This window comes from Gordonia sp. CPCC 206044 (genome assembly GCF_048537895.1).
Taxonomy (GTDB): domain Bacteria; phylum Actinomycetota; class Actinomycetes; order Mycobacteriales; family Mycobacteriaceae; genus Gordonia.
In genome coordinates this window covers 79,367-104,444 of the sequence record NZ_JBCLVL010000017.1, presented here as the reverse complement: position 1 = coordinate 104,444, position 25,078 = coordinate 79,367, and the positions used below count along the sequence as shown (strand labels likewise).

At 67.9% G+C, this 25,078-nt stretch carries 24 protein-coding genes; 10 read left to right on the top strand and 14 right to left on the bottom strand.

Annotation, left to right across the window (positions count from 1 at the left end):
- Positions 1 to 18: 18 nt before the first annotated feature.
- Entirely contained in the window at positions 19 to 927 is a 909-nt protein-coding gene (locus AAFP35_RS22540) for an ABC transporter ATP-binding protein (protein ID WP_419223891.1), read from the top strand.
- Positions 924 to 1,730 carry an ABC transporter permease gene (locus AAFP35_RS22535; RefSeq protein WP_419223890.1) on the top strand — a complete coding sequence of 269 codons (807 nt, stop codon included), beginning with the start codon at positions 924 to 926 and terminating at the stop codon, positions 1,728 to 1,730. Before AAFP35_RS22540 ends, AAFP35_RS22535 begins: the two co-directional genes overlap by 4 nt.
- Before the next feature lie 76 nt (positions 1,731 to 1,806).
- Here AAFP35_RS22535 and AAFP35_RS22530 read toward each other — a convergent pair whose 3' ends face one another.
- Together AAFP35_RS22530 and AAFP35_RS22525 are read right to left on the bottom strand one after the other, a co-directional pair.
- A complete protein-coding gene (locus tag AAFP35_RS22530; RefSeq protein ID WP_419223889.1) occupies positions 1,807 to 2,850 on the bottom strand; it encodes a PHP domain-containing protein in 1,044 nt (347 codons plus the stop codon).
- Positions 2,847 to 3,032, bottom strand: a complete 186-nt coding sequence (locus AAFP35_RS22525) for a hypothetical protein (protein ID WP_419223888.1) — start codon at positions 3,030 to 3,032, stop codon at positions 2,847 to 2,849. Before AAFP35_RS22525 ends, AAFP35_RS22530 begins: the two co-directional genes overlap by 4 nt.
- Positions 3,033 to 3,067: 35 nt before the next feature.
- Here AAFP35_RS22525 and AAFP35_RS22520 point away from each other — a divergent pair, with 35 nt between their 5' ends.
- Positions 3,068 to 3,745 carry a guanylate cyclase gene (locus tag AAFP35_RS22520; protein ID WP_419223887.1) on the top strand — a complete coding sequence of 226 codons (678 nt, stop codon included), beginning with the start codon at positions 3,068 to 3,070 and terminating at the stop codon, positions 3,743 to 3,745.
- Between the two features lie 13 nt (positions 3,746 to 3,758).
- Here the strand turns inward: AAFP35_RS22520 and AAFP35_RS22515 are convergent, their stop codons facing one another.
- Positions 3,759 to 4,739: an oxygenase MpaB family protein gene (locus AAFP35_RS22515; protein WP_419223919.1), complete on the bottom strand. Its 981-nt coding sequence runs from the start codon at positions 4,737 to 4,739 to the stop codon at positions 3,759 to 3,761.
- A gap of 228 nt (positions 4,740 to 4,967) precedes the next feature.
- On the opposite strand from AAFP35_RS22515, the gene AAFP35_RS22510 reads away from it, so the two are divergent.
- Positions 4,968 to 5,561, top strand: a complete 594-nt coding sequence (locus AAFP35_RS22510; protein WP_419223886.1) for a TetR/AcrR family transcriptional regulator — start codon at positions 4,968 to 4,970, stop codon at positions 5,559 to 5,561.
- A 114-nt stretch (positions 5,562 to 5,675) separates the two neighbouring features.
- Entirely contained in the window at positions 5,676 to 7,142 is a 1,467-nt protein-coding gene (locus tag AAFP35_RS22505) for a trypsin-like peptidase domain-containing protein (protein WP_419223885.1), read from the top strand.
- Positions 7,143 to 7,217: 75 nt separating this feature from the next.
- On the opposite strand, the gene AAFP35_RS22500 is transcribed toward AAFP35_RS22505, so the two are convergent.
- Both AAFP35_RS22500 and AAFP35_RS22495 read right to left on the bottom strand, forming a co-directional pair.
- On the bottom strand, positions 7,218 to 8,189 hold the full coding sequence (locus AAFP35_RS22500; protein ID WP_419223884.1) for an isopenicillin N synthase family dioxygenase: 972 nt from the start codon (positions 8,187 to 8,189) through the stop codon (positions 7,218 to 7,220).
- On the bottom strand, positions 8,186 to 8,671 hold the full coding sequence (locus AAFP35_RS22495) for a nucleoside deaminase (RefSeq protein ID WP_419223883.1): 486 nt from the start codon (positions 8,669 to 8,671) through the stop codon (positions 8,186 to 8,188). The genes AAFP35_RS22500 and AAFP35_RS22495 overlap by 4 nt, the downstream gene beginning before the upstream one ends.
- Positions 8,672 to 8,759: 88 nt before the next feature.
- On the opposite strand from AAFP35_RS22495, the gene AAFP35_RS22490 reads away from it, so the two are divergent.
- Positions 8,760 to 10,313, top strand: coding sequence for a PucR family transcriptional regulator ligand-binding domain-containing protein (locus tag AAFP35_RS22490; protein ID WP_419223882.1), 1,554 nt, complete (start codon positions 8,760 to 8,762; stop codon positions 10,311 to 10,313).
- Here AAFP35_RS22490 and AAFP35_RS22485 read toward each other — a convergent pair.
- The 3 genes from AAFP35_RS22485 to AAFP35_RS22475 form a co-directional block, all read right to left on the bottom strand.
- The gene (locus AAFP35_RS22485; protein ID WP_419223881.1) at positions 10,304 to 11,725 is read right to left on the bottom strand and encodes a purine-cytosine permease family protein; all 1,422 of its coding nucleotides are present in this window, start codon (positions 11,723 to 11,725) and stop codon (positions 10,304 to 10,306) included. The two genes, AAFP35_RS22490 and AAFP35_RS22485, sit on opposite strands and share 10 nt — an antisense overlap.
- Before the next feature lie 112 nt (positions 11,726 to 11,837).
- Entirely contained in the window at positions 11,838 to 12,371 is a 534-nt protein-coding gene (locus tag AAFP35_RS22480) for a hypothetical protein (protein WP_419223880.1), read from the bottom strand.
- A 105-nt stretch (positions 12,372 to 12,476) separates the two neighbouring features.
- On the bottom strand, positions 12,477 to 13,214 hold the full coding sequence (locus AAFP35_RS22475) for a DUF72 domain-containing protein (protein WP_419223879.1): 738 nt from the start codon (positions 13,212 to 13,214) through the stop codon (positions 12,477 to 12,479).
- A 74-nt stretch (positions 13,215 to 13,288) separates the two neighbouring features.
- On the opposite strand from AAFP35_RS22475, the gene AAFP35_RS22470 reads away from it, so the two are divergent.
- The gene (locus AAFP35_RS22470; protein WP_419223878.1) at positions 13,289 to 13,756 is read left to right on the top strand and encodes a hypothetical protein; all 468 of its coding nucleotides are present in this window, start codon (positions 13,289 to 13,291) and stop codon (positions 13,754 to 13,756) included.
- A 19-nt stretch (positions 13,757 to 13,775) separates the two neighbouring features.
- On the top strand, positions 13,776 to 15,137 hold the full coding sequence (locus AAFP35_RS22465) for a diacylglycerol/lipid kinase family protein (RefSeq protein WP_419223877.1): 1,362 nt from the start codon (positions 13,776 to 13,778) through the stop codon (positions 15,135 to 15,137).
- On the opposite strand, the gene AAFP35_RS22460 is transcribed toward AAFP35_RS22465, so the two are convergent.
- The 3 genes from AAFP35_RS22460 to AAFP35_RS22450 all read right to left on the bottom strand — a co-directional run bounded on the left by AAFP35_RS22460 (position 15,024) and on the right by AAFP35_RS22450 (position 19,287).
- A complete protein-coding gene (locus tag AAFP35_RS22460) occupies positions 15,024 to 16,952 on the bottom strand; it encodes a multicopper oxidase family protein (protein ID WP_419223876.1) in 1,929 nt (642 codons plus the stop codon). The two genes, AAFP35_RS22465 and AAFP35_RS22460, sit on opposite strands and share 114 nt — an antisense overlap.
- A gap of 189 nt (positions 16,953 to 17,141) precedes the next feature.
- A complete protein-coding gene (locus AAFP35_RS22455) occupies positions 17,142 to 18,188 on the bottom strand; it encodes an ABC transporter substrate-binding protein (RefSeq protein WP_419223875.1) in 1,047 nt (348 codons plus the stop codon).
- Positions 18,181 to 19,287 carry an alpha/beta hydrolase gene (locus tag AAFP35_RS22450; protein WP_419223874.1) on the bottom strand — a complete coding sequence of 369 codons (1,107 nt, stop codon included), beginning with the start codon at positions 19,285 to 19,287 and terminating at the stop codon, positions 18,181 to 18,183. The genes AAFP35_RS22455 and AAFP35_RS22450 overlap by 8 nt, the downstream gene beginning before the upstream one ends.
- Positions 19,288 to 19,469: 182 nt before the next feature.
- On the opposite strand from AAFP35_RS22450, the gene AAFP35_RS22445 reads away from it, so the two are divergent.
- Both AAFP35_RS22445 and AAFP35_RS22440 read left to right on the top strand, forming a co-directional pair.
- A complete protein-coding gene (locus AAFP35_RS22445) occupies positions 19,470 to 20,348 on the top strand; it encodes an LLM class F420-dependent oxidoreductase (RefSeq protein WP_419223873.1) in 879 nt (292 codons plus the stop codon).
- 17 nt (positions 20,349 to 20,365) lie between these two features.
- Positions 20,366 to 21,157, top strand: coding sequence for an SDR family NAD(P)-dependent oxidoreductase (locus tag AAFP35_RS22440; protein ID WP_419223872.1), 792 nt, complete (start codon positions 20,366 to 20,368; stop codon positions 21,155 to 21,157).
- Positions 21,158 to 21,177: 20 nt separating this feature from the next.
- Here the strand turns inward: AAFP35_RS22440 and AAFP35_RS22435 are convergent, their stop codons facing one another.
- The 3 genes from AAFP35_RS22435 to AAFP35_RS22425 are packed head-to-tail and all read right to left on the bottom strand — an operon-like array spanning position 21,178 to position 25,077.
- A complete protein-coding gene (locus AAFP35_RS22435; RefSeq protein ID WP_419223871.1) occupies positions 21,178 to 21,957 on the bottom strand; it encodes a maleylpyruvate isomerase family mycothiol-dependent enzyme in 780 nt (259 codons plus the stop codon).
- A gap of 55 nt (positions 21,958 to 22,012) precedes the next feature.
- The gene (locus AAFP35_RS22430; RefSeq protein ID WP_419223870.1) at positions 22,013 to 22,945 is read right to left on the bottom strand and encodes a hypothetical protein; all 933 of its coding nucleotides are present in this window, start codon (positions 22,943 to 22,945) and stop codon (positions 22,013 to 22,015) included.
- Complete coding sequence (locus tag AAFP35_RS22425) at positions 22,942 to 25,077, bottom strand: CapA family protein (protein WP_419223869.1); 2,136 nt, start codon at positions 25,075 to 25,077, stop codon at positions 22,942 to 22,944. The genes AAFP35_RS22430 and AAFP35_RS22425 overlap by 4 nt, the downstream gene beginning before the upstream one ends.
- Position 25,078: the final 1 nt, after the last annotated feature.

Sequence of the window (25,078 nt, the reverse complement as noted above, 5' to 3'; positions counted from 1 at the left end):
CACGCGCAGCATGGAAGCATGATCACCGTCGAGAACCTGACCAAGAGATACGGCGACCACACGGCCGTCGACGACGTCTCCTTCGTCTGTAAACCCGGGCGGGTCACCGGATTCCTCGGACCCAACGGCGCAGGAAAATCCACCACGATGCGCATCGTCGCCGGATTGACCCCGCCGACATCGGGAACCGCCACCCTGGGCGGCACGCCGTATCGCGACATCCCCAACCCGGCGACCCAGGTGGGTGTACTGCTCGACGCGTCCGCGCAGCATGCCGGACGCACCGGCGCGGAGATCCTCCGCATCAGCGCCATGACGATGGGGGTGCCACGCGCCCGCGTCGACGAGATGCTGGAGATGGTCGCGCTCACCCCGGAGGAGGCCGGCCGCCGGGTCCGCAACTACTCGCTGGGCATGCGGCAGCGTCTCGGGATCGCGAACGCCCTGATCGGCAACCCGAGCATCCTGATCCTCGACGAGCCGGCCAACGGCTTGGATCCGGCCGGCATCCACTGGATGCGCAGTCTGCTGCGCGACTATGCCGGCCGCGGCGGCACAGTGCTGTTGTCCTCGCATCTGCTGCACGAGATCGAGATCGTCGCCGACGAGATCCTCGTGATCGGCCACGGACGGATCGTCGCGCAGGGCACCAAGGAGGAACTCCTCGCCACCGACGGCGCCCGGGTCCGATCCGTGGACGATGCAGCATTGGTGAATGCCCTGTCGCAGAACAATATCCACACACAGCCGGTGGACGGCGGCGGCTTCACCACCGACGCCGCCCCCGAGGCCGTGGGTCGGGTGGCCGCAGCCGCAGGGGTCGCCCTGATCGAGTTGCGCCCGGCCGACGGCGCGCAGCTCGAGGAGATGTTCCTGCAACTCACCCAGTCCACACAGCGCGAACAACCGCAGGGAGCACTGTCATGACCGCCTCCGTCCAGGGCGTCACCGCCACCACCACCATCGACCGCGGGTCCGCGCCGATCCCGTTGAGCCGGCTGACCGCGGTGGAACTACGCAAGCTGGTCGACACCCGTGCCGGCTTCTGGCTGACCGCGTCGGTCGGTGTCAGCGCGATCGTCGTCGTGATCGCGATGCTCGCCGCCAACCACGACAAACCGGAGAATCTCGATCTCGGACAGTTCTTCGGCATGATGAACATCCCCATCGCGATCATCCTGCCGATCCTGGCCATCATGTCGGTGACCAGTGAATGGAGCCAACGCACCGCGCTGACCACATTCACCATGGAGCCGCGCCGCGAACGAGTGGTGGGCGCCAAACTGCTCACCGTGCTCATCGCCGGTGTCGGCGCCGTGGCGGTCTCGCTGGCACTCGGTGCGGTCGGCAACGTGATCGCCGGGCTGGCATACGCGGACCCGGCGGGCGCATGGTCGCTGTCGGCGGCCTCGTTCGTGAACTCGTTCGTGGTACAGATCTTCGGACTGCTCCTGGGGTTCGGCTTCGCCGCCCTCATCCTGAACACGCCCGGCGCCATCGTCGCCTACTTCGCGCTGCCCACCGTCCTGACGATGGTGACCCAGCTCGTGCCGTGGTTCCGGGACAATCTCGGCGAATGGCTCGACACCGCTTCGACGAACGCCCCGTTCCAGTCCGGTGACTGGGCCACCGGCGGGGAGTGGGCCAAGCTGATCGTCTCCGCGATCGTGTGGATCGCCATCCCATTGACGCTGGGAGTGATCCGCATCCTGCGCTCAGAGGTGAAATAGCCTCCCCGGCAACCTCTGCGCGCCGGTGTCGGCCGGCGGACCCGTCCCCCGAGGGTCCGCCGGTCGACGCCTCGTCTCACGCCGACGTCCACTCCAGCAATCGCTTCAGCGACCAGGTGGTGACGATGCGCTCCGGTTCGACACCGAATTGCTCGGCACGCCGGGCCCCGAGCGCCGGAAACGACAGCTGTCCCGGTGCGTGCGCGTCGGAGTCGATCGCGAACAGACATCCCAGATCGCGGGCGAGACCGATCAATTCGTCCGGCGGGTCGACCCGCTCAGGCCGTGAGTTGATCTCCACCGCCGTCCCGTGGTCGGCGCAGGCCTCGAACACCGTACGGGCATCGAAGGTCGAGGGCGGCCGGGCACCACGACCGGTCACGACGCGCCGGCCCGTGCAATTACCGAGGACGTCCACGCGCGGGTCACTGACCGCGGCGACCATCCGCCGGGTCATCGCAACCGCATCCATCCGGAGTTTCGAGTGCACCGACGCGGTCACGACATCGAGGCGCGACAACATGTCGTCGGTCTGGTCGAGTTCACCGTCGTCGAGGATGTCGACCTCTATCCCGGTCAGGACACGGACCATCCCCTCCGACGATGTGTTGTACCGCTCGATCTCGCGGATCTGCCGATCGAGCCGATCGACGCTCAGTCCGTTGGCGACCGTCAGCCGCGGCGAATGGTCGGTGATGGCCAGCCACTCGTGCCCGAGTGCCGTTGCCGCCGCCGCCATTTCGTCGATGCGAGCGCCGCCGTCACTCCAGTCGGTGTGCGCGTGCAGATCTCCGCGCAACGCCCGGCGAATCTCGTCGCCCCCGTCGACGAACGGGTCGTCATGTTGCTGCAGATCCTCGAGATACCCCGGCAGCCGCCCTTCGACGGCATCCGAGATGACCGCGGCGGTCGTCTTGCCGATACCGCGAATGCCGGTGAGGGTGCCGTCCCGCGACCGGCGCCGCAGGTCGCCGTCACCGACATCGGCAGCGGCGCGCGCGGCAGTGCGGAACGCCTCCACCCGGTAGGTGCTCTCGCGTGCCCGCTCGAGTAGCCATGCGGTCCGGGTCAGGGCCACAACGGGATCGACGGGCGGTTCGAGCGGCACGAAGGACCTCATGGCGATGCGTCGGGGGTCGCACCGTTGCGGTCGCGCGCCTCGGCGTAGCGCTGCAAGAGACGTTCACGCACGTCCTCGGGGGTATACGCATTGCGCTGCCGTTGGTCTCGGACGACGAGGACTCCGCCGGCCGCCACCCCGACGGCACCGGCGAGGCCCAACCATTTCCATGCGCTGTGCATGGGCCCGAGGATAGTCGCTGCACTACTCTGCACACGTGCACTCAGGATTGAGCGACGCCCTCGACGCGACCCGCACAGGTGACATCTGGCTGTTCCGTGGGCGTTCGGGTCCCGACCGGGCCATTCGGACGTTGACCAACGCGCCGGTCAACCACGTTGCGATGACCGTCGCGATCGCCGACCTTCCGCCCCTGTTGTGGCATGCCGAACTCGGCGACAAACTCACCGACTTGTGGACCGGCACCCATCATCGTGGTGTCCAGCTGCACGACGCGCGTGCTGCGGTCGAACGCTGGATGGACGTCTACGACCAGGACTGCTGGCTCAGGCAGCTCACCCCGGCCGTCACCCTCGCACACGAGGACCGGCTGATGCAGGTGATCGCCCGTCTGGACGGCACTCCGTTTCCGGCGACCGCACGCCTGGCCGGCCGCTGGTTCCGGGGCCGGATACCCACGAGCGTTGATCTCGTGCGCGGTATCCCGTATCTCGATCGCCTGGCCCGCGACCGGCGCACCCGTCGTCGACGACGGACCGCGACGCTGCAGGCCGCCTACTGCGCGGAGGTCGTGGCGATCACCTACGCCGAGATGGGTCTGATCGACGCCGACAAGGACTCCAACTGGTTCGACCCCGGACGGTTCTGGAGTGGGGACGCGTTGGCGCTGCGCGACGGCTACCGGCTCGTTGACGAGATCGCGGTGGACCGTTGAGCGACCGGCGGCCCTACCCGCTCACGCCCGCGTCCGCCAACGCCTCCACCTGATCCCTGTCGAGTTCGGGATCGCTGCCCAACACGTACTGCGGTTCGGTGTGCTCGACGGTGGTGCCGTCGGCGACGCGGCGTTGCGCCGCAGCGAACTCCGGCACCTCACCCATCGTGGCATGCAGTCCGTTGAGTGCCGCCCACACCACGCTGCGACGGGCCCGACGTTCGATCGGGTTGGGCGGACGATGTGACACGAGCTGTGCAGCCCACTGCGGCATGGTGTCACGGATCGCCCAATCCACCGCGGACTGCGCGGGATTGGTGAGGTTGGCCCCGGTCGCCATCGCATTGCCGTGGGTCAGTGCGAGTCTCGGCAGATACTCCTCGAGACAAGTGAGGGTGTCGGCCTTGGTGGCAGGCAGATCCGTACCGCCCAGTGCGTGCCCGACACGCACGAACTCCCCGTAGTACCGGTCGATGTCGGCGCCACGCAGCGGCTTGGGGTGATAGATCTCGTGGGCCGTCGCGATACCCCAGACGACCGTCGCGTAGTTCCAGCGCAACCAATCCGGGTCGTCCGCGTCGTAGGGCAGACCGTCCGGGCGGGTGCCCTTGATGGTGTGGTGCATCGCCCGCACGGTCCGGGCGAGACGTTCGGCGGTCTCGGTGGATCCGTATGCGGTGCCGATGAAGAACGCCACCGAGTGGCCGAGCCGCACCTGCGCGCCGGCCGGGTCGATGCGCATCGTCGGCGTCCCGTCCGGCGTCTTCTGCACCAGGCGGGAATGATCCACACCCATCCAGAAGATGCTCGGGTCCAAGCGCTCCAGATACGACGCGCACTGCAGACCGAAGATCAGCGCCGGTGTATGCGAATGGACGTGCCAGGTGGCGCTGTTCGGGCCGAACCATCCCGGATCGCCGACCGGGTCACCGAACTGCATGCCGCGGAAGTATTTCGCGCGGATGTTCGTGTCGAATCGGTCATTGAGCCACATTCCCGCGAGCTGATGCGGCAGCGGGAACGGAAACGCATCCGTGGCCGAACGCAGTGTCAGCGAAGCGTCACGAAGGGCCGAAACCCCCGGTACCGCCGTCAGAGTCATCGACATCGTCGCATCCTCACCGTCGTGGTCGTCGTCACTGTCACACAGCCTACGTTCTGGACACGCCTGTGACCAGACCTCGCGATTCCCAACATCGCCGGGCAGACGTAGGCTGGTCGGATGTCGAGCCCCACCCGATGGGCAGGCGTGCCGTTGACCGACCGTCGTACGGAGCGCCGCGCGCTGCTCATCGACGCCACGTTCGCGATCTTCGGCACCTCCGGCGCCGCCGCCCTGTCGGTGCGATCGGTCTGCCGCGAGTCCGGGCTGCACACCCGTTACTTCTACGAGAGCTTCACCGACACCGACGAATTGCTCGGCGCCGCCTACGACATGGTCGCTGCCCAGTTGGCCGCCGTCGTGGAAGAGGCGATGGAACGGTCGGGGCCCTCGATCCGCGCTCGGACCACCGCCGGCGTCCGAGCGGTTCTCGGGTTCGGCTCGGAGGACCCGCGACGTGGCCGCATCCTGTTCACCGAGGGCCGCGCACTTCCGGTCCTCATCGATCGACGGGCGGCCACCCAAGACCTCCTGATGGAGGTCGTGCTGACCGAGGCGACTGCGACGAATCGTGCCACCGACCCGCTCACCAGCCGCGTCGGGGCCATCATGTACACCGGCGCGATGGCCGAACTCGCCCAGCAATGGCTCGCCGGACACCTCGGCGACGACCTGGATGCGGTGGTCGAGCGCGTGGTCTCACTGGTGCTGTGACACCACGGCATCGCGCATTCATCAGAATTCGCTGAGACGATCGGGGCAGAACTGTCAGGAAATCCTGACCCCGGCTCTTGAGTTCTTCACATGTAACCAGGGCAACGTGGTGTCGTGAACGAATCCCATCCGACCGAGGGCGATCCCCGCCCGGTCACGCAACCGCTGTCGCACGGCGATCCCAACGCGCACGCGACCTATTCATCCACCGAGCCCCCGACCGTGCCGACCGCACCGTCCGGACAACCGGGTCCACACAACCCGTATGTGTCGCCGGGACAGTCGTACTCGCCTCCCGGCGCGCCACAGCCGGGCTCGCAATGGGATACCGGGGCCGCGGGCTTCACGCCCGCCGCGGCCGCCGATCGCAAACGCGGCGTCACCAAGCCGATCGTCGCAACCGCCCTGCTCGCCGGGCTCATCGGCGGCGCGGTCGGTGTGGGCGGATACGCCCTGCTCGACAACAACTCCCCCGCCTCGGTGCCGGTCCTCAACTCCGCCCCGGCCGCCGCCGACAACGCGGCCGACGTGAAACCCGGCTCGGTCACCTATGCGGCACAGGTGGCTTCCAAGTCGACCGCCGACATCAAGGTGAGCACCGGCCAGGGCACCGCCGTCGGCAGTGGCATCGTGCTCTCGCAGGACGGCTACGTGCTGACCAACAACCACGTCGTGGCCGCCGCAGGCAACGGCAGCACCATCCAGGCGACCACGTCGGACGGAAAGACCCACGCCGCGAAAGTCACCGGCACGTCGCCGTCCTACGACCTCGCGGTGATCAAGCTCGACGACGCATCCGGACTCACCCCGGCCACCCTGGGAGACTCGAGTGGACTGCAGGTCGGCGAGCAGGTGGTCGCTGTCGGCAGCCCGGAAAACCTCTCCAACACGGTGACGTCGGGCATCATCAGCGCCCTGTCGCGTACCGTGACCGCCGGCGACGAGACGGGATCGGGCCTGACCGTCTACAACGGTCTGCAGACCGACACCCCGATCAACCCGGGCAACTCCGGCGGCCCCCTGGTGAACCTGCGGGGTCAGGTCGTGGCCGTGAACTCGGCGGTCGACACCGGCCAGAGTTCCTCCGGCGGTGTCCAGGCGTACGGACTGGGTTTCGCCATCCCGATCAACACCGCCAAGCGGATCGCTGACGAACTGCTGCAGGACGGTCACGCCACGAAACCGGTTCTGGGCGTGTCGGGTTCGCTGGCCGCCGACAATCAGTCCGAATCCGGCGCGAAGGTGTCGTCGGTGCAGAACGGTGGCGCGGCGGCGAAGGCCGGCATCAAGGACGGCGACGTCATCACCAAGATCGGCGACACCACGATCAGCGACTACGCCGACCTCATGGCGCAGGTGCTCACCCACCAGCCCGGTGACACCGTGCCGGTGACCGTCGGTTCCGGCAACAACGCGCACACGGTGTCGGTGACGCTCGGCAGCACCGTGGACAAGGAGCAGACCACCATCCCCGAGTCGGGATCGGACGGAGGTGGCTCCGGCGGAAGTGGCTCCGGCGGAAGCGGTTCCGGCCAGTACGGCTCGCCGTTCGGACGGCTGCCGTTCGGCATGACGCCCTGATACCCCGGGTGGGTCGGCCCCGTCGGTCAATCGGCCGGCGGGGCCTTCGTCTGTGCGGTGCCGCACCCACAACCTTCACCCGACGGTGATGGCATCGAGCCTCTCCTTGATGAAGTCACCGGAGACCACCGGCGGCAGCGGCGCCCGTGCGCCGATCGGCGGCGCCAACGGCGCGACCACGGCGTCGTGGTTCAGTTCGTAGAAGAAGATCAGCGAGACCAGATCCTCCTCCGGCGCCTCGGGTTGCGGCGGCAACACGCGATGTCGCCCGGCGGGCCAGCGACCGCCCGACCAGTATTCGAGCAGATCGCCGATGTTCACGGTGAGTGCGTCGGGATGGTACGGCGCATCTGCCCAGCCGCCCGCCTCGCTGTACACCTGCAATCCACCGGCACCCGGCTCCCGGTCGAGAATGGTGACCGTACCGAAGTCCGTGTGCGGACCGATCCGGAACTGCCCCGATTCGGGCGCGCCGGTCGTGGACAGCGGCGGGTAATGGTTGATGTTCGACGTCCAGGTCGCGTTCTCGGCCAGATCCCGAAAAGGATTGTCGGCGTCGGCAAGCCCCAGCGACGCCGACATCAATGCGAGCAGCTCGTCGGAGAGTGCCTTCATCGCCGCGGTCCAGCGGGTGAACAGTTCGCGCAGAGCAGGCGTCTCGGACGGCCATACGTCGGGCGCGAACCAGTAGTCGTCGACCGTCGCGTTCCCCACGCGGGTCTGGGAACCCGAGTTGTACGTCTCCTTCAGGTCGGGTGGCGTCTGGGTGCCTTCGGCGTAGCCGTTGGCCTCCCTACCCGGCCCGATCCACCCACGACCACCCACACCGACGGCATACTGCTCCTTGACCGTCCCCGGCAGCCCGAAGAACTCCCGGGCCGCGGCGCGCAACTCCAGGGGCAGCGCGGGGTCGACACCGTGGCCGGTCACGAGCAGGAAACCGGCCTCCTGCAGTGATGCGTCGACAGCCCTGCACACCACGCGTGCGGCGTCGCCGCCGGCGCGCCACTCCGACAGGTCGACGGTCAGGACGGGACTCGAGGTCACGCGCCGTCTCCCGCCACTCCGATGTCCTCGTTCCACAGTCCGGGATGCTCGGCGATGAAGTCGGCCATCATCCGGACACACCGCTCGTCATCGACGACCGTGACACCGACACCCGCTCGGGTCAGCCACTCCTCGCCCCCGGCGAAATTGCGGTCCTCTCCGATCACCACGGTCCCGATCCCGAACTGCCGGATCAGTCCGCTGCAGTACCAGCAGGGCGCAAGCGTGGTGACCATGATCGTCGACGAGTAGTCGCGCAGACGTCCGGCCGCACGGAACGCGTCGGTTTCGCCGTGGACCGACGGGTCATCGTTCTGGACCCGCCGATTTCGGCCCTCACCGAGTAGCACACCGTCGGCCGAGAAGAGGGCGGCGCCGATGGGGATTCCCCCTTCGGCGAGCCCAGTCAGGGCCTGTCGATAAGCGATGTCGAGCAGGACGTGGGGGTCGGTCACCGATGTCGTCGGGGTGCTGCCGGTCATGCATCGAGACTGCCGGTGAGTCGGGCCCTCGACAACGGACAGTCCGTCATCTCGCGCAGGAACGAGAACGTGCATATCGTCTGCACACATGACCATCGCCGGATCGACGCCCACGTTGCGACACATCGTGGACCATCATCTCCGTGCCGCGGATCCGCACGTCCTCACCGCGCACGATCGCCTCGACGTGCCCGTCGGGTGGGTCCATTCGAGCGAGATCTTCGAGATCGGCCCGCTGCTGTCCGGCGGCGAGCTGCTGTTGACCACCGGGCTCGGGCTCGCCGGAGTCGACGCAGGCACCCGGCGCCACTACGTCCGGGACCTGGCCGAGCGCGACGTCGTCGGCCTCGCCTTCGAGACCGGGCGCACCTTCGACGCGATCCCCGACGAGATCGTGCGGGAGGGTTCGACGAGTCGGCTTCCGATCATCGAATTGCGCCGCGTGATGCCGTTCATCGAGGTGTGCCGCACGGCCAACACGGACATCGTGTCCGGCGAACTCGGCGACCTCCGGCGGCGCCGATCGCTCGTGGACGCGCTGCACGCCGACCTCGCAGCGGCCACGGGGGTTGCCGGCATGCTCGCCCATGTGTCGGAGGCCATCGGCGCGCCGACCGTGCTGATCGCCTCCGGTGGAGCACTTCTCGCCGCACATGGCGTGAACGACGATCGTTCCGCATGGCAGGTCGTCGACACCGCGACGGTCTCGGTTCCGGTACATGTCCGGGGACGCGAGATCGCCCGCATGATCGCAGGTCCGAGCGCGTGCACCGGGTCCTCGGCGGTTGCCGATCTCCTCAGCATCGCGGCTGCCCCGGTTGGTGCCGCTCTGACCCGTTCGGGCACAAGAGGTTCCACGGCCGGTGCACACTTGATGGAGGACATCTTGGCCGGCCGGGTGATCCGGCGGGCCGATCTGCTGGCCCGGCTCTCCTCCGCCGGCCTCACGGTCACCGGGGCGGCACGGCTCGTCACCGTGGCGGCGGAGGCACCGGATCCGCGTATGGCCGAGGCCGCGGTGGAACGCGCCGGGGCGGCCGCCGGTGGAGTCGTCCAGGCGACCGTGGACGCCACCGTGTACGCGCTCGTCTCTGCACAGAGCGGGCACGCGGGCGACGACGTGATCGAACAGATCGCGTCGATGCTGGACGCTCCGGCGGGCCAAACCGGCAGGGTCACCGCCGTGGTGGGGCAGGCAGTCCCGGTCGATGAGATGCCTTCGGGCGTCGAACTCTCGGCCCTGATGGCGCGCGCACTGTCCGGCAACGCCGAAAAGCTCGGTATCGCAGCGGAACTGCTGCGCACCGGCGCGTCGGCGCGTCGAGTGTTCACCGGTCGGCAACTGGCCGCCGAGTCGGCCATGCGCACCGCGCCGGCCGCGACCATCGCCGAATTGACCGCCGTCATCGAACCGCTGCTCCGGCACGACCGCATCCAGAGGACTCGACTGACGCACACCCTGGAGGTCCACCTGCGCCACGGCTGCTCGGCCACGCGCTCGGCCCATGTGCTACATCTGGGGCGCCAGAGCCTGTATCAACGACTCGAACGCATTCGGGCCATCCTGGGCTTCGATCCGTCCGAGCCCGCGATGCACACGTCGATACTGCTGGCGATCACAGCATCTCGCGGTCAGGTATAGACACGCTGCGATTCGGCCACCTTCGAACGTGCGAGCAGAAGATACAACACGAACGCGCTCGCGAACCCGACGAATGCGCCGACGTCACCGAGTTCGGGTACCGCGCGCGCCACATAACCGACGAACTTCTCCTGGTTGCAGAACAGCAACACCGAGCCCAGCAGCGCGATCACGAACGACGCGAACCCGCCCCAGTTGGCGTACCGGGGGTCGTACAGCAGAGTCAGCGACGGAGGCTCCCTGCGCAGCAGTCGATCCGCAAACACCACGCCGAGCCACGGCCCGATCCAGTAGGCGACCAACAGCAGGAAGGCTTCATACGACTCTGCGGCATCGGCCAGCGCCCACCACGCGACCAGAAAGCCGACCACACCGAAGAAGACGCTCACCAACGCGCGCTGCAGCGCCATCGGCAATCGAAATCCCATGGTGACGAACGCCATTGCGCCGGAGTAGACGTTGATCGCGTTGGCCGCAACCGCCCCGACGGCGATGGCGAGCAGGGTGAGGTCGGCGACCCCCGATGGCAGGTTGGCGGTGAACGCCTCGGTGGGATTGTCCGAACTCGGTGCTCCGATCGTCGCCGACGCCGCGCCCACGATCATCAGAAACGTGCACGAGAGGAAGAGACCCGCGGACGCGAACAGGCCGGTCCGCGACCTCGGCGTGGTGGGCGGCAGGTATCGCGTGTAGTCGGCGGCGTACGGCGTCCATCCGGCCGTGTACCCGAAGGCCGCACCCATCGTCAGCAGGAACCCGCCGACAGAGAAGCCGCCGTCGGCGGCGGGCATCGACAAGTGCGATCTGCTGAAAATGATGACCGCGGCGATCACGAAGATCAGCGCGAGCAGCGGTGCTGCGATCCGTTCGAAACGCTGGACGAGATTGTGTCCGAAGAACGCGAAAGCGGTCTGGACCACCACGATGATCACCAGTCCCAGCAGCGGGGTCAACCCGAAGAGCGTGGAGAGCGCGAAAGCACCGCTGACACTGTTGGTGGCGAACCAGCCGACGCCGCACATGATGGCCATGAACGTGGCAGGCAGTATGTTGCCGCGATGGCCGAAGGCCAAGCGGCCGAGGACCATCTGCGGCACCCCGTGCAGTGGCCCCTCCGCGGACAGCAGAAAGTGAGCCACCGCGGAGAGCAGGTTGCCCGCCACCATCGCCGCCACCGCCTGCCAGAACGACAGGCCGAAGTAGAGCACCGAGATCACGCCGACGAAGATGGTCGCGAACTCCAGGTTCGGCGCAGTCCAGGTCCAGAAGAGTCCACGCGGCCGGCCATGCCGTGCATCGATCGGGATGGGCTCGTTGCCGCCCGGCTCGACCGCGAGCACCTTGTCGCGGTAGCCGGACTGCGGTGCGGCCGTCGCGGGTTCGGTCGCGTCGGTGGGTGTGCCGATGGTCATGGGCCAACTCTGCGGCCCGCGCCTCGGGGCAGCAACCGACACATTGTCCACTGACGGCCCGACCTGACACGACAGACCGACCCATCGGCAGCCCGATCGGGGTGGACCCGTGTCAGCGCATCATCATCGGTTCGTCGATCGCGATCTGCCCGTCGAAGACGAACGGAGTCGCCCCCGGATTGCACCCGACGAACGCCGAGGTCGCCATGGGTCCCATGACACCCACATGATCCGGGCCGCCACGAACGCCCTCGCGCACCGTGATCTGTACGGCGGCCGCGCCCCGCGCGCCCGGGGGCAACACCTCGGGCGTCGTGCCGGTGATCGGGTAGACCAGCGACGCGGTACCACCGCGGGTGTACAGGCAGGTGATCGGACCGCGGACGGTGATCGCAGTCGGATTGCGTCCGTCGAGCATGGTGGCCTCGTACCAGCCCATGGTCTTGCCTGCAGTCCGGACCGCCATCGCATGGATGCGCAGGACGTGCACGCCGGGCGCGATCTCCATGTCGCCGTGCACGCGCAGCGACTGGACATCACGAGCGGGCGGTGCAGCACCGGCCGTCGGGGCGACCCCGATGAGGGTCCCGGCGGCGATCACCGACGTGACCGTTGCGAGCACGGTGCGGAGTTTCGGAAGAGTCATCATTCCTCCTGAGGTTGCGACCCCGACACACTGTGACGCTATGCCGATGTCGTCCGCCTGGCGATCGGCCGGTTTCAGCTGGCTTTCAGCTTGCCTGGCGTCGGCTCACCGCCGCCGCTCGGTGCGATCGGTTCGCCGCCGCATCGTGACTGCGTTGTCCACCGCGGCCGCCCCGGTGTCGTTGTTGAAGTACACGTAGATGTCGGCATCCGTGTCGAACCGTTCCTCGAGTCGCTCTCGCCATGTGTCCAGCGCCCGCACGCCATAGCTCGTGGCAGGTGACGCGAGGCCCTCATGAAGGCGCAGATAGCCGAAATCGGCCGTCGTCCACAACGGTGTCATCGGCCGACTGCGCCGATCCGCCCAGCAGAGAGCGGCATTGTGGTCTGCCATGACCTCACGGACCTCGTCGGACCACCACGAGTCGTGTCGTGGTTCGACGACCACGCGTATCGACGCGGGGAACTGTCCGAGCGTGTCGTCGAGCGCCTCCGGTTTCGCCCTCAGATTCGGTGGCAGCTGGATCAGGATCGGCCCGAGGTGCTCTTCGAGACCGGACGCGTGCTCGAGGAATCGCGCAACAGGTTCCGCCGGCTCCGACAGCCGCTTGACGTGGGTCAGATACCGGCTCATCTTGACCGTCATCGTGAACCCGTTCGGCAGGTCTCGAGCCCATGCCGCGAACGTGTCTCGTTCGGGCAGGCGGTAGAAGGTGTTGTTGACCTCCACCGTGCCGAAATGTTCGGCGTAATAAGCCAGCCATCGTCGCTGCGGTAGCGCGGCCGGGTAGAACCGGTCCCGCCAGTCCGCGTACTGCCAGCCAGAGGTACCGATGTGGAACATCGCCCTCGATCCTACGACCGATTCCGCGGCGATCGTCGAGTTCGAACCGGTGATCAGCGTGTATTCTGACCAAGGTGACGGGCCCCACTCCCCCACGGGCACAGCCCATGAAGCTGCAAAAGGTGACCAACCGGATCGTGCTGGCACTCCTGGCAACGCCGGGGGTCAGTCGCGGTATCGGACGCCGACTGGTGACGCTCTACGTGGTGGGGCGAAAGTCCGGTCGGCACATGAGCATCCCCGTCGCCTACACCCGGCATGGTGAGAAACTGCTCATCGGCTCCCCGTTCGGCTGGGGACGCAATCTGCGTACCGGCGAACCGCTGGAGATCCGATACCTGGGTGCGAAACGTACCGCCGATGTCGAGGTGTTCAGCGACGAACCCACCGTGGTCGAGCACTACGGGGTGATCTGTCGCGACAACGCACAGTTCGCCTCGTTCAACAAGATCGCCGTCGGTCCGGACGGCACACCGGATCCCGACGACCTGCACGCTGCGTGGGTGGCCGGTGCGCGGTCGTTCCTGCTCACCCCGCGGTGACCCGCACCCGATTCGCGAAGTGCCCACACCGAATCCGTTCGCACCGCCGAGCACAGCCCGCCGACTGACCGCGGCCATTGCCCTGGTCGCCGCCGGAGTGTCGACACTGATGATCGTGGTGTTCGTCGTCCATCGTGGATTCGACATCGTGGTCGCACTCGTCGGACTCGCGCTCGCGGTGGCGGGTGCGTGGTGGGTGGTCACCGAGCGTCAGACGCGACGTATCCTCGGCATCGTCGGCGTGGTGGCAGGTCTGACGGTCATCGGAATCGCACTCGCCCAGGCATTCTCGGCCGGCGACGCGATGTTCATGCGTCTGCTCGCCATCGCTCTCGTCCTCGCAGTGGCCACCGCGTGTGCGCGACACGCGCTCATCCCCGACCTCCACGCGCTGGACCGCATCCGAACCGGACAGCGCCCGGCACGCCCCGTGCTGATCTGCAATCCCCGATCGGGTGGGGGCAAAGTCGAGCGGTTCGAAATCGTCGCGGCCGCGCAGGAATTGGGTGTGGAGACGGTGGTGTTGGGCTCCGACGACGACCTCGAGCAGCTCGCCCGCGACGCGGTGTCCCGGGGCGCGGACTGCCTGGGCATGGCGGGAGGCGACGGCTCCCAGGCTCTGGTCGCGTCGGTGGCCGTCGAGCACGATCTGCCGTTCGTCTGCGTGAGTGCCGGCACGCGCAACCATTTCGCACAGGATCTCGGGCTCGATCGTGACGATCCGCGACAGGGTTTGGCCGCTTTCGTCGACGGTGTCGAACGCCGTGTCGACCACGCAACCGTGAACGGCCGCCTGTTCGTCAACAACGTGTCCCTGGGGGTCTACGCGACGATCGTGGCCGAAGAGTCGTACCGCGCCGAGAAGGCCCAGACCGCGGCGACGGTGCTGCCCGATCTGTTGGGGCATACGTCCCGCCCGTTCGACCTCCAGTTCACCAGCCCCACCGGTGCGGACGTCGACGGCGCGTTCCTGATCCTGGTGTCGAACAACCCGTATGCGGGTACCGCCACCCCCGACGTCGCGTCGCGGCATCGTCTGGACACCGGGACGCTCGGTGTCATCTCCGTGTCCACGACGACCGGGGCCGAAGCCGCTCGCCTGATGATGCGATCGGCCATCGGCCTCCGACGATCCAGCCCGTTCTGGCATGAGTTCACCGCGGAGACCTTCGAGGTGCGTTCGCGCAGCGGTCACGCGCTCGCCGGAGTCGACGGAGAGGCCCTCGACCTCACCACACCGCTACGGTTCCGCAGCCATCCACGCGGCCTACGGTTGTTGGTGCCTGCCGACAACGTGGCCGTCGCGGCGCGGCGCCGAGCTCGCGACGTGGACGTGCGGGCGCTGGTCGACATCGCCGCGGGGCGCCCGCCCCGGATCTGACCGGTGCGGGCCGACCACCCGCAACCTCTGCATCATCTCGTTGTCCTCGTGGTCGGTCAGATGGCAGTGCCACACATAGCCTTGTAACGCTTCGCCGTTGTGGCCGCGGAACGGTGCGTCGGGGTCGAAGCCGAGTTCTGCCGCGGTCGGCCAACGCACCAGGATTCGGGTGATCTGATTGGGTGGGCACCGCACCGTGTCCTTCCACCCGGTTTCGTAGGGCGCAGGCCCGAACTGCGGGCCGGTGATGTACCGATAGGGCTTCGGCGTCCAACGGGTCCCGAAGACCGGCGGCGGATTCTCGGCGAGGTAGCGCACCTTGTCGTAATCCCAGCGCCCGACGACACGGAACGCGACGAGATGCAGGTGCGTCGAATGCGATTGCATCGTCGCATCCGCGTTGACGAGATCCCAGCATTCGACGGTGCCCTGTACCGGATGTTCGAAGTCGCCGGTGTGGAATCCGACGTTGTTGAGATTCATCGCGAGCACCCCGAGCCATGACGGGTTCTGCGGATTCAAGGTGACGTTGAGCGTGGCGACCCTGGTCCGGTCGGCATCGTGAGAACGCACCGCAGGCAGCGGTTTCGGCCGGCGAAGACCTCCGCGCAACCGATCCGGCACCCGCCGATACGCGCCACGTCGGGCACTCACGTCGAACCGCATGACGGGACGGATCACGGTGGCGCCGTTGACCTGTCCGGCCCACGAGATCTGCATCGTGTTGATCAGCTCGACACTCTCACCGGGCCGTCGGTCGCCGAAATCGACGAGTATGTCGTAACGTTCGGCCGCCGAGATCGTCAGTGCGCGCACCGCGACAGGGGCGTCGAGCAGTCCACCGTCGCTGCCGATGACCCAGAACGGCGAACCGTCGGAGAGGCTCAGGCGATAATCGTTGAGCTGGCTGGCACTGAGGATGCGGAACCGGTAGAGCCCGCGATCCACCGTCATCTGCGGCCACGCCTTGCCGTTGACGACCATCGTGTCACCGGCCAGACCACCCGACCAGTGGCCGGGCGCCACGGTGGGTGTGTTGTCGTAGCGCAACCGGCCATCCGGATAGAAGATCTTGTCGCACATGATGAGTGCGGTCTCGTACTCACCCGCGGGCAGGCCCGACGGGTTGTCGGTGTGCCCGGTGTCCCACTCGTCGCGGACGTGGTAGTGACCGCTCAACCCGGCGTAGATGCTCAACCTCGTCGTACCCATCGAGTGGTCGTGATACCAGAGCGGCCCCGCCTCGGCAGGATTGCGGAAGCGGTAGGTCACCGACCGGCCGAGGCGAAACGGCGAGGTCGGATAGCCGTCGTCGGCCGGCCGGTTGGGAGCGCCGTGTAGATGGATGACCAACGGGGGTCGGTGACGGTCGATCTCGGCTGCCCCGTGCAGGGTGGGATCGACGTCGATGCTCATCGGATGGTGTCGTAACCGGTTGACGAAGGTGATCGCCGGTTCGTCTCCGGCATCGGTCTCGATCGTCGGGCCGTGATGGGTCAGACCACCGAACCCGAGGCTGGGAGCCGGGTCGAGGTCCCGGTGGAAACGGTGCAGGGCGTCGGCCGCCACCAGGCGCCGCGGTGCGCGCACCGTCGGCAGTCGCGGCAGTTCGTCGACGAACGGGGTCAGACGCGGCGAATGGTGGCTGAAGAACGGGATACCCGGGACGGTCGGCTGTTCGTGATCCAACGGCGGTGAATAGGGCGCCGCGGTCGCCACTGCCGGGGCGAACGCCCCGATCGTGGCGAATCCGGCCGTCTGCAACAGCATTCGTCGCGTGAACGCGCCATCATCGTGACCGGTGTCGTCCCCCATCGCACCTTCCCCCGCACATCGGTGATCCGAGACGCCGCACCGTCGGTGGGTCGCGGTGACGCGTGGCGACCCACCGAGGCGGGCGAACCGGCCGGCTGGGTCAATCCAAGCAGCAATTCTGGATCTGTGTTCAGGTTTTTGACGGTTCGATGGTCAGCAGATGGACCGCGTGCGGTCACGTCCGGGCGATCAACCGGCGGCCATCGCCGTGGTGAGGTCGTCGAGCACCAATCCGGCCGCGATCGGTCCGCCCGCGCTGTTCCAGGCGGAGCCGTCGACGGCTCGCACGTGGTCGTTGCCGACGACGGTCAACCGCGCGAAGGTCGGCAGAGTCTTCGCCTCGTCGAGCGCGGCCTGTCCGGATGCCTTGTCGCCCAACGTACCGAAGAACATCCAGTCGGCATCGATGTCGTCCATGAGCTCCGGACTCACGGGCACACTGTGCCCCGGCCCGTCTCCCTGCTGGGCCTGCGGACGCGTCAACCCGAGTGCGGCGATGGTCATGCCGACATGTCCGTAGGCCTGACCGATCGTCGACGGCTGCGCGTTCTGCCATCGGATGACGCTCACCGAGGCACCGGCGTCAGGCCCCAGACGGCCTTTGACATCGGTGACCTTCTCATCGAACGACGCGAGGATTCCTTGCGCCTGCCCCCGTCTGCCCAGTGCGTCGGCAGTGTTCAGGAATGCCTGGCGCCAATCGGCCTTGAGTTCGGCGGTCACCACGGTGGGTGCGATGGCCGCCAATTGATCGACGTTTTTCTTCGCCGAGGTCGTCTCGTCCAGCAGGATCAGATCGGGACGCAGTCCGGCGATCTGTTCGAGGTTCGCCGCCCCGACCGTCGCGACCACCGGCACCCCGTCGACCCGGTCGGCGATGTAGGTCGGCGCGCCCTGTTGGCCGCGCCCCGCGGTGATCCCCACCGGCTCCACGCCCAGCGCGACGGCCGCGTCGATCGTGGGTTCACTCAGCGTGACAACCCTTTTCGCCTCCGACGGCACGTCGACCGTTCTTCCCTGGGCGTCGGTGATCGACCTCGTGGAGGTCGCGGTGTCCGCGGCGCCGTCGTCGGTGCCGCAAGCGGTCGCGGTCGAGAACAGGGCCACGGCGGCGAACACCGCGGCCAGGGTCCGTCGACGTACTCGTGTCTTTCGGCCGGTGTTCCGACAACCGGAATCCACCCGATCGGGTGGATCACCGAGGTCAGCGCTCAGCGAGTGACGGGCATCAGACACAGAAGAACTCCTTGATGGAATCGAGTAGGTGGACGCGCCAGCAGGCGTGGTCGTGGCCACCGCGGTACTCGGTGACCTCGACACCGGCGCCTGCCTCGACCAGCACGGCCTCGGCCTGTCGCGCGAGGTCGACCATCGGCCCCTCGTAGGACCCGACGTCGATGCGAAACCTCTGGTGCGCGGCGGCCGTGGCGAGATGGCTGCCGAGCCACGGCGGTCCGGCGTCGAGGCGCACCCGGTGCGGCGACCCCGGGCGCCACCACAGCGACGGTGACTGTGCGATGACCCGCCCGAAGACGTCCGGGTGACGGACCGAGGTGTGCAGGGCCGTCAGCCCACCGAGACTCTGCCCCGCGATCGCCCACCGCTCCGGCGCATCGGACACCGGCCCGAGCTCCGTCGCGAACCGAACAGATTGGGCAGCAAGAAAATCCGCGTATCCGTCCTGCGCGGAGAGTTCGGCCCACCGGGTCGCGACGTCCACCGCGCTCGGTGCGACGACCGTCAACCCTCCGATGTCACCCGCTGCGGCCATCGCGTCGAGTTGCCGCGCGAGTCCCGCCTTCCCGAACCACATGTCGCCGTCGGACAGGACGAGGACACCGGTCTCGACCTCGTCCGTCGGTGTTCGGTAGAGGTACACGTCGCGGGCGCTCACCAGATCATCGCCACCCCAGCGGATCGTCGTCGTCAACCCGCGTGGCGTGGCGGCGGGGACGGGGCTCCAGCGGCTCGGCGCAGCTCCGGGCAACTCGAGGACGCTGGCCTGCGCCGACGTCCACCGCATCGGGATGCGATCGGGGTTGAGCGGGTCGGCGTCGGCGCGGGCTGCGAGGTCCGCAACGGAGCCGAGGGCCCCATCGGTCTCGAAGGCCAGCTGATAGGACCCCCGATGATCGGCGTCGAGCAGCAGCGTCAGGGCCCGTTGATCGGTGCCGTCGACACGCTGCAGCAATCCGTCGCCGAGGCGCTCGCGGTCGAAGATGCGGTTGCCGACGAACAGCACGCGACCGACGTCGTCACCCGTGTGCGCGACGATCGTCACCGAATGGTGCATCGGATCGCCGTCGATCGCGGTCAGGTAGGGCCCACGCGTCACCGGTCGATCGTTAGCAAAGCTAAGCCTAACCATACTTGGAACCTAGCAGGCGCCCTGCGCACGACGACATCGATGCCCCCGCTTCGCTTTCACCACAAGCAAGCATTTGCTAGGTTCGCCAGAGGCCGGTACCGCGACACGACCGGCGACGAGATCGGTCCACGACCAGAGGGCAACCACGCATGCGCATCGGAATCGCCACACCCGTCGTCGTCGCGCATCCGTCCACCAGACAGGCCTGGGAATCCGACGCGACGATCGACGACCTCGCCCACATCGCAGCACTCGCCGACCGATTGGGCTTTCACCACCTCACCTGCAGCGAACACGTCGCGGTACCCGTCGAGGTGGCGCACGAACGCGGCGGAACCTATTGGGATCCATTGGCCACCTTGGGATTCCTGGCCGCACGCACCGATCGCATCCGGCTCGCCACGCAGGTCGTCGTCCTCGGCTATCACCACCCACTGGCCATCGCCAAACGTTACGGAACCCTCGACCGCGTCAGCGGTGGCCGCCTGATCCTCGGTCTGGGCGTCGGATCACTCGAAGCCGAATTCGATCTGCTCGGTGCATCATTCGCCGATCGAGGTGCACGGGCCGACGACGCGCTGGTCGCCCTGCGCGGGTCGATGTCGACCGCGACCCCGAGCCATCACGGCGCGTTCTACGACTATCGCGACGTCGTGATCGAACCCCATGCGGTGCAACCCCGCGTTCCCTTCTGGATCGGCGGCCGCACCATGCGTTCGTTGCGTCGCGGTCTCGAGCACGGTGACGGCTGGGTGCCGTTCGGGTTGGGTCCCGCCGAGTTGCAGACCATGCTGACCCGCGTCACCGTGCCGCCGACCTTCGAGGTCGTGCTGTCCACGGGCACACCACTCGATCCCACCGACCGTGCACGGACCGGCCGTGCCCTGTCGCGGCTGCGCGACGTCGGTGCCACCATCGCGAACGTCTCGATCGCAGCCCGCTCGGCGGATCATTACTGCGAACAACTCGAGCGACTACACCGCATCGCCGGCGACGAGGGTGCGACCTTCGGCGAGAGCAGGGACTGATGCAGAGGAGCACGACCGTGATCGACACGAATCAGTACGGCCCGTGGGCGGTGATCGCAGGCGGCTCGGAAGGTGTCGGTGCGGCCTTCGCCGACCAACTCAGCAGCGCCGGAATCAATCTGGTGCTGATCGCCCGCAGCCCCGGACCACTCGAGGACACGGCTGCGAAGGCCCGCGGCAACGGTGTCGAGGTCCGGACACTCTCGCTGGACCTGCGTGCTCCCGATGCGCTGGAACGGATTCGGGAGATCACCGACGATCTCGTCGTCGGACTGCTCATCTACAACGCGGGCGCCAACAGCTACGGCCACGAGTTCGTCACCGGTGACCTGGCGGGTTTCCAGGGGGTGATCGACCTGAACATCACCTCGCAGCTGAAACTGTGCCACCATTTCGGCGCCGCGATGAAGGACCGTGGCCGCGGTGGCATCATGCTGCTCGGTTCGCTCGCCGGGTACATGGGTGCCGAGAACCAGAGCATCTATTCCGCCGTGAAGGCGTTCGGCCGTGTCTTCGCCGAAGGACTGTGGGTGGAACTCGAACCCCACGGTGTACACGTGGTGGAACTCGTGCTGGGAGTGACCCGCACACCGGCGATGCAGCGGGCCGGTCTCAACTTCGACGCCCCGGGCATGAAGGTGGCCGAGCCCGAAGACGTTGCCCGCGAAGGGTTACAGCATCTCGCCGATGGCCCGGTGTGGGTGGCGGGCGGCAATTACACAGCGGCACAGAAACGTAGCGGATTTCCCCGTGACGAGCTCGTCCGCGGCGCCACCGAAGGGATGCGCCGGCTGCTCGGCCGGCGGTGAGCCACCCGAGCCGGACGTACCTACATTCCTTGCGTCACCACGGCGTCGAGCGCTGCGAGCGTCCCGCCGTCGCCGTCGGTCTGCGCGACGCCACCGCGTGTCCATGCCCACAGCGCCAGGTCCACGGTCCGCGCGGCGGCTGTTGCGGTCGGTTCACCGACGCCCGCCCTTGTTGCCCGTGCCCCCTCGGTGGGCGCACTCTCAGCGCCGCCGTCGTCAGCCCACCGGCCGACCTCGACCTGCCAGCGGCGCCCGGTGTCCACCGCGACGAACTCGACGACCCCGGCGCTCGTGTACCGCGCACCGCCGGGCATCGCGCCCCACATGACATCGACCGCGTGGTCGATCGCCCCCTCGGCGACGGCCACCGCGATCGGGTTCACGGTGACGCCTGCGGCCAGTTCGGCGTCGACACGATGCATCGTCGCCTCGTAGGTCTGCATGCGTCTGGTGAATCCGACCGTCTGGTCGTCGGGCCACCACGACCAGCAGCGTTCGGCATCATCGCGTTTCTCGAGTTGCTCGATGAGCCGTGCGGTCATCCGGGCACGCAGCCCGAGCATCTCGGGCACGGTGTCCGGACGACTCGGCTTGGACTGCTCGACGTTCGCGAGTTCGGCCGCATCGGTCACCCTGTCCGCGAGGATTGCACCCCAAAACGTGTGCACCTCGATGACGTGCCACAGCAGATCCGCCACCGTCCAGTCCGGACAGGTCGGACACCGCGTCGCGGGGTCGACCCCCGCGACCACCTCGGCAAGCCGCTGCGCTTCGGCGGCGATGACGGCGAGACGGTCCATATCCCCATGGTGTCAGAGGATCACGCCCGCCGCGGCGACTCCGGCATCTCCCGTCTCACCCGATCCCGGAGTCGCGCAGTGAGTCCGCGATGACCCGCATCAGGTCGCGGCGCTCCGAGCGATCCTTGCGGATGTTCTGATTCACCTCGATGTGGATGAAATCGGCGCCGCGTGCACGTGCCGCCACCGCCTGCACATTGGTCGTCGCACCCAGTGCGCGACACTTCTTGCCGTCGTACGTACAGGTGTCGAAGCCGTGGTCCTCGAGGTCGGCGGCGAGCCGGCGAACCGAACGCGACGGTGTGGGCACCGAGCTCGACAGCACCACGTCACCGTAGTCGTCGTCGTGGTCGCGAGATGAGAAGCCGTGCAGCTGCACAACTGTGGTCCCCTTCTGCACCACCGCGTCACTGACCGCCGCGAATGTGGTGTCGGTGCGATGAGCGACGTCGGCGCTGTCGTCGCCGGCCCGACGGTGTGCCCCGGCCATCATGAACAGACGCGCCTGGGTCTCGGAGAACAGTTGGGTCCCCATGAGTTCGGTTTTCTGGTCTGCGACAGGGTGTGGAACCTGAACGATCAGTGGCGACTCGGCCGCCGGCCGTTCGCGGGCCACATAGAGCCCGTTCCCGTCGGTCGGGTCCCCGCGTTCCACGAGCGCCAGAATCCGACCGGGACTGTCGGTGCGGGATTGACCGGACACCGAAACCGTCTCGAGTTCATACCGACCCAACTCCGCGTGACCAGATTTCAACAATTCGGAGACACCGGCCGCGATCGACTGTGCGATGTCGCGCGACGGCGGCCGGTAGGTGGCCGAATCCCGATCCGGCGACGCCTTGACCACGCGGGCCACCAGGTCGGACAGTTGCTCGGGCTCGTCGGCCGCCGACGGCTGGGCACAACCTGCCACCGACACGACCATCACCACTCCCGTCAGCACGGCGACCAATCCGAACCAGGTCGGCCGCCGGACGTCGAATCTCATTGGTTCCCCGATCCGTTTCCGATCAGGGGCCCGCGACCGTAGGACCTGTCCCCCGTGAAGCGAACCGTTCCCGGTCCGGTCCTCTCCACGGTATCGAATCCGCGGCCCGCGGTGCCCGATGGCGCCCAGTCGACGAGTCGCACGTCGTCGATCGCCAACGACGGTCCGCTGAGCGAATCGTCGGGCGGACGGAGCCGCACGAACGGCTGGGCCGCCACCACGCCGGGCGGTACGACCGCGTCGATTCGTACCTGGGCACAATCGCCGCGTGGGTGGTCTCCCTCGCCGATCTCGACTGTCTGCGAACCGATGCTCTTACCCATGGCTGCACCGTACCAACGGATTTCGAGTGTCGAGCCCGGCGACGCCGACCGAACGGCTGCGAGCAGGGAGAGCCGGCGGCCCGGTTCGGTGTCGATGCGACTACTCGTGGTGGCGAAGACATCCTTGGTGCTTTTCGGGCTGCGCACCAGTTCCAGACCTCGCCCGTCGGCGGTTCCGTCGCCCTCGACATCCGGGTCCCTGGTGTCCGCGCAGGCCGCCGAGGTGCTCACCCGCGCGGCGCGGCCGAGCCGCCACAACTCGACCCCGCGGGTGCCGGGATCGGCATCCTGCGCCTCGAACCTGCCTGAGCCCCACAGCAGATCGTTTCCGACGCGGACACCGTCCGGTGCCGTACCGACGAACCAGCCGGGCGCGAGGCGCTGCGGCACCCCGGGCGGTAACGCCGTGTCGACCACCCGCGGCGGCGCCGACGGTGCGGCCGTGATCTCGGCACCCGGCCCGCGCAGACGGGCCGCTCCGGCGACCGTGCCCGCGGCGATACGAGCCGCCGAGTCGGCGAGCGCGCCGACGACGGGCACCGGACGGGAGTCGGCGATCATCAACGGGTCCGACGTGGTGTGCACGGCCCGGCCACCACGCACGTCGACACGCAGCAGCCCGGACGGAGACGACGACCACCGCGACGGCTCGTAGAGCAGGTTGCCCATCGACTCGGCGACGACCGTGGACCCCACGGTGCGCAGCCCGCCAGTGGCGTGCGGGTGTCCCCCGACGACGATGGCCGCACCGGCACGAGCCGCCGCATCCGACATGCGACGCACTGTCGGCGACTGCTGCCGGTTGTACTGCGTACCACCGTGGATCGCGAACACGACCGTGTCCGCTCGGGCACGGGCACCGCGGACCGCACGCTCGATCCGTTTCGTCGTGCACTCGGCCGCGCCGGGTCGGTGGTCGTCGGCGACGTACGGCACCGGCGTGCGTTCCCCGTCGACGGTCGTGCACCCGATGAACGCCACTTTCCCGTGCCGCCGCGGCACGATCGCCGGGGCCCAGGCCTCGTCCTCGTCGCGACCCGCACCGAAGTGGACGACACCCGCGTCGTCGAGTGCCGACATCGTGCTGTCGAGACCCGGCCCGAGCGCGTCGAACACATGATCGTTGGCCAGGGACACGACGTCGACGCCGGACATCCGCAACGCCTGCGCAGACGCCGTGGCGGAGGCGACCACGCTCGGTTTCGTCGGATGGAACCGTCGCGGACGCGGAGTTGTCGACGCGTCACCCGGATCATCGATCAACGGAGTCTCCAGGTTGACCATGGACAGATCCGCATCGTCCATCAGCGGTGCGACCCCGGACAGCAAATCCGCCCGGGCCCCGGCGGATGCATTGTGCACCAACGGCGCCGCTGTACCGCTGCGGTTCTGGGTGAACGGACCTCCGAACATCACGTCACCGCCGAAGCGCAGCGCCGTGGACTCGTCGGCGTGCGAGGTCAGCACGATCCGGGTGGGTTCGCCGGGAGACACCGCCTGGGTCCGTGCCAGATGCCCCGCCGAGGTCGCCGATGCCAGTGCCGGAGCCGGGAGTGGCAGCGAGAACTCGCCTTTCGCGTCGGCACGGACCACCGCACCACCCGACTGCACAGACGCACCTGCGATCGGCGCACCGGTCTCGTCGACCACGGCACCCCACGCGGCGCCCGTGTGGTCGTCGGTGGCATCGACGATCCGATCCGGGAGCCGCAGCGCCGTGGTCGCGGCGAGTCCCAACACCAGTGCCGTCGCCGCGACCGGTATCACCCACCGCCACAGGCCACGCCGCGACGATCGTTGCTTCGTCACA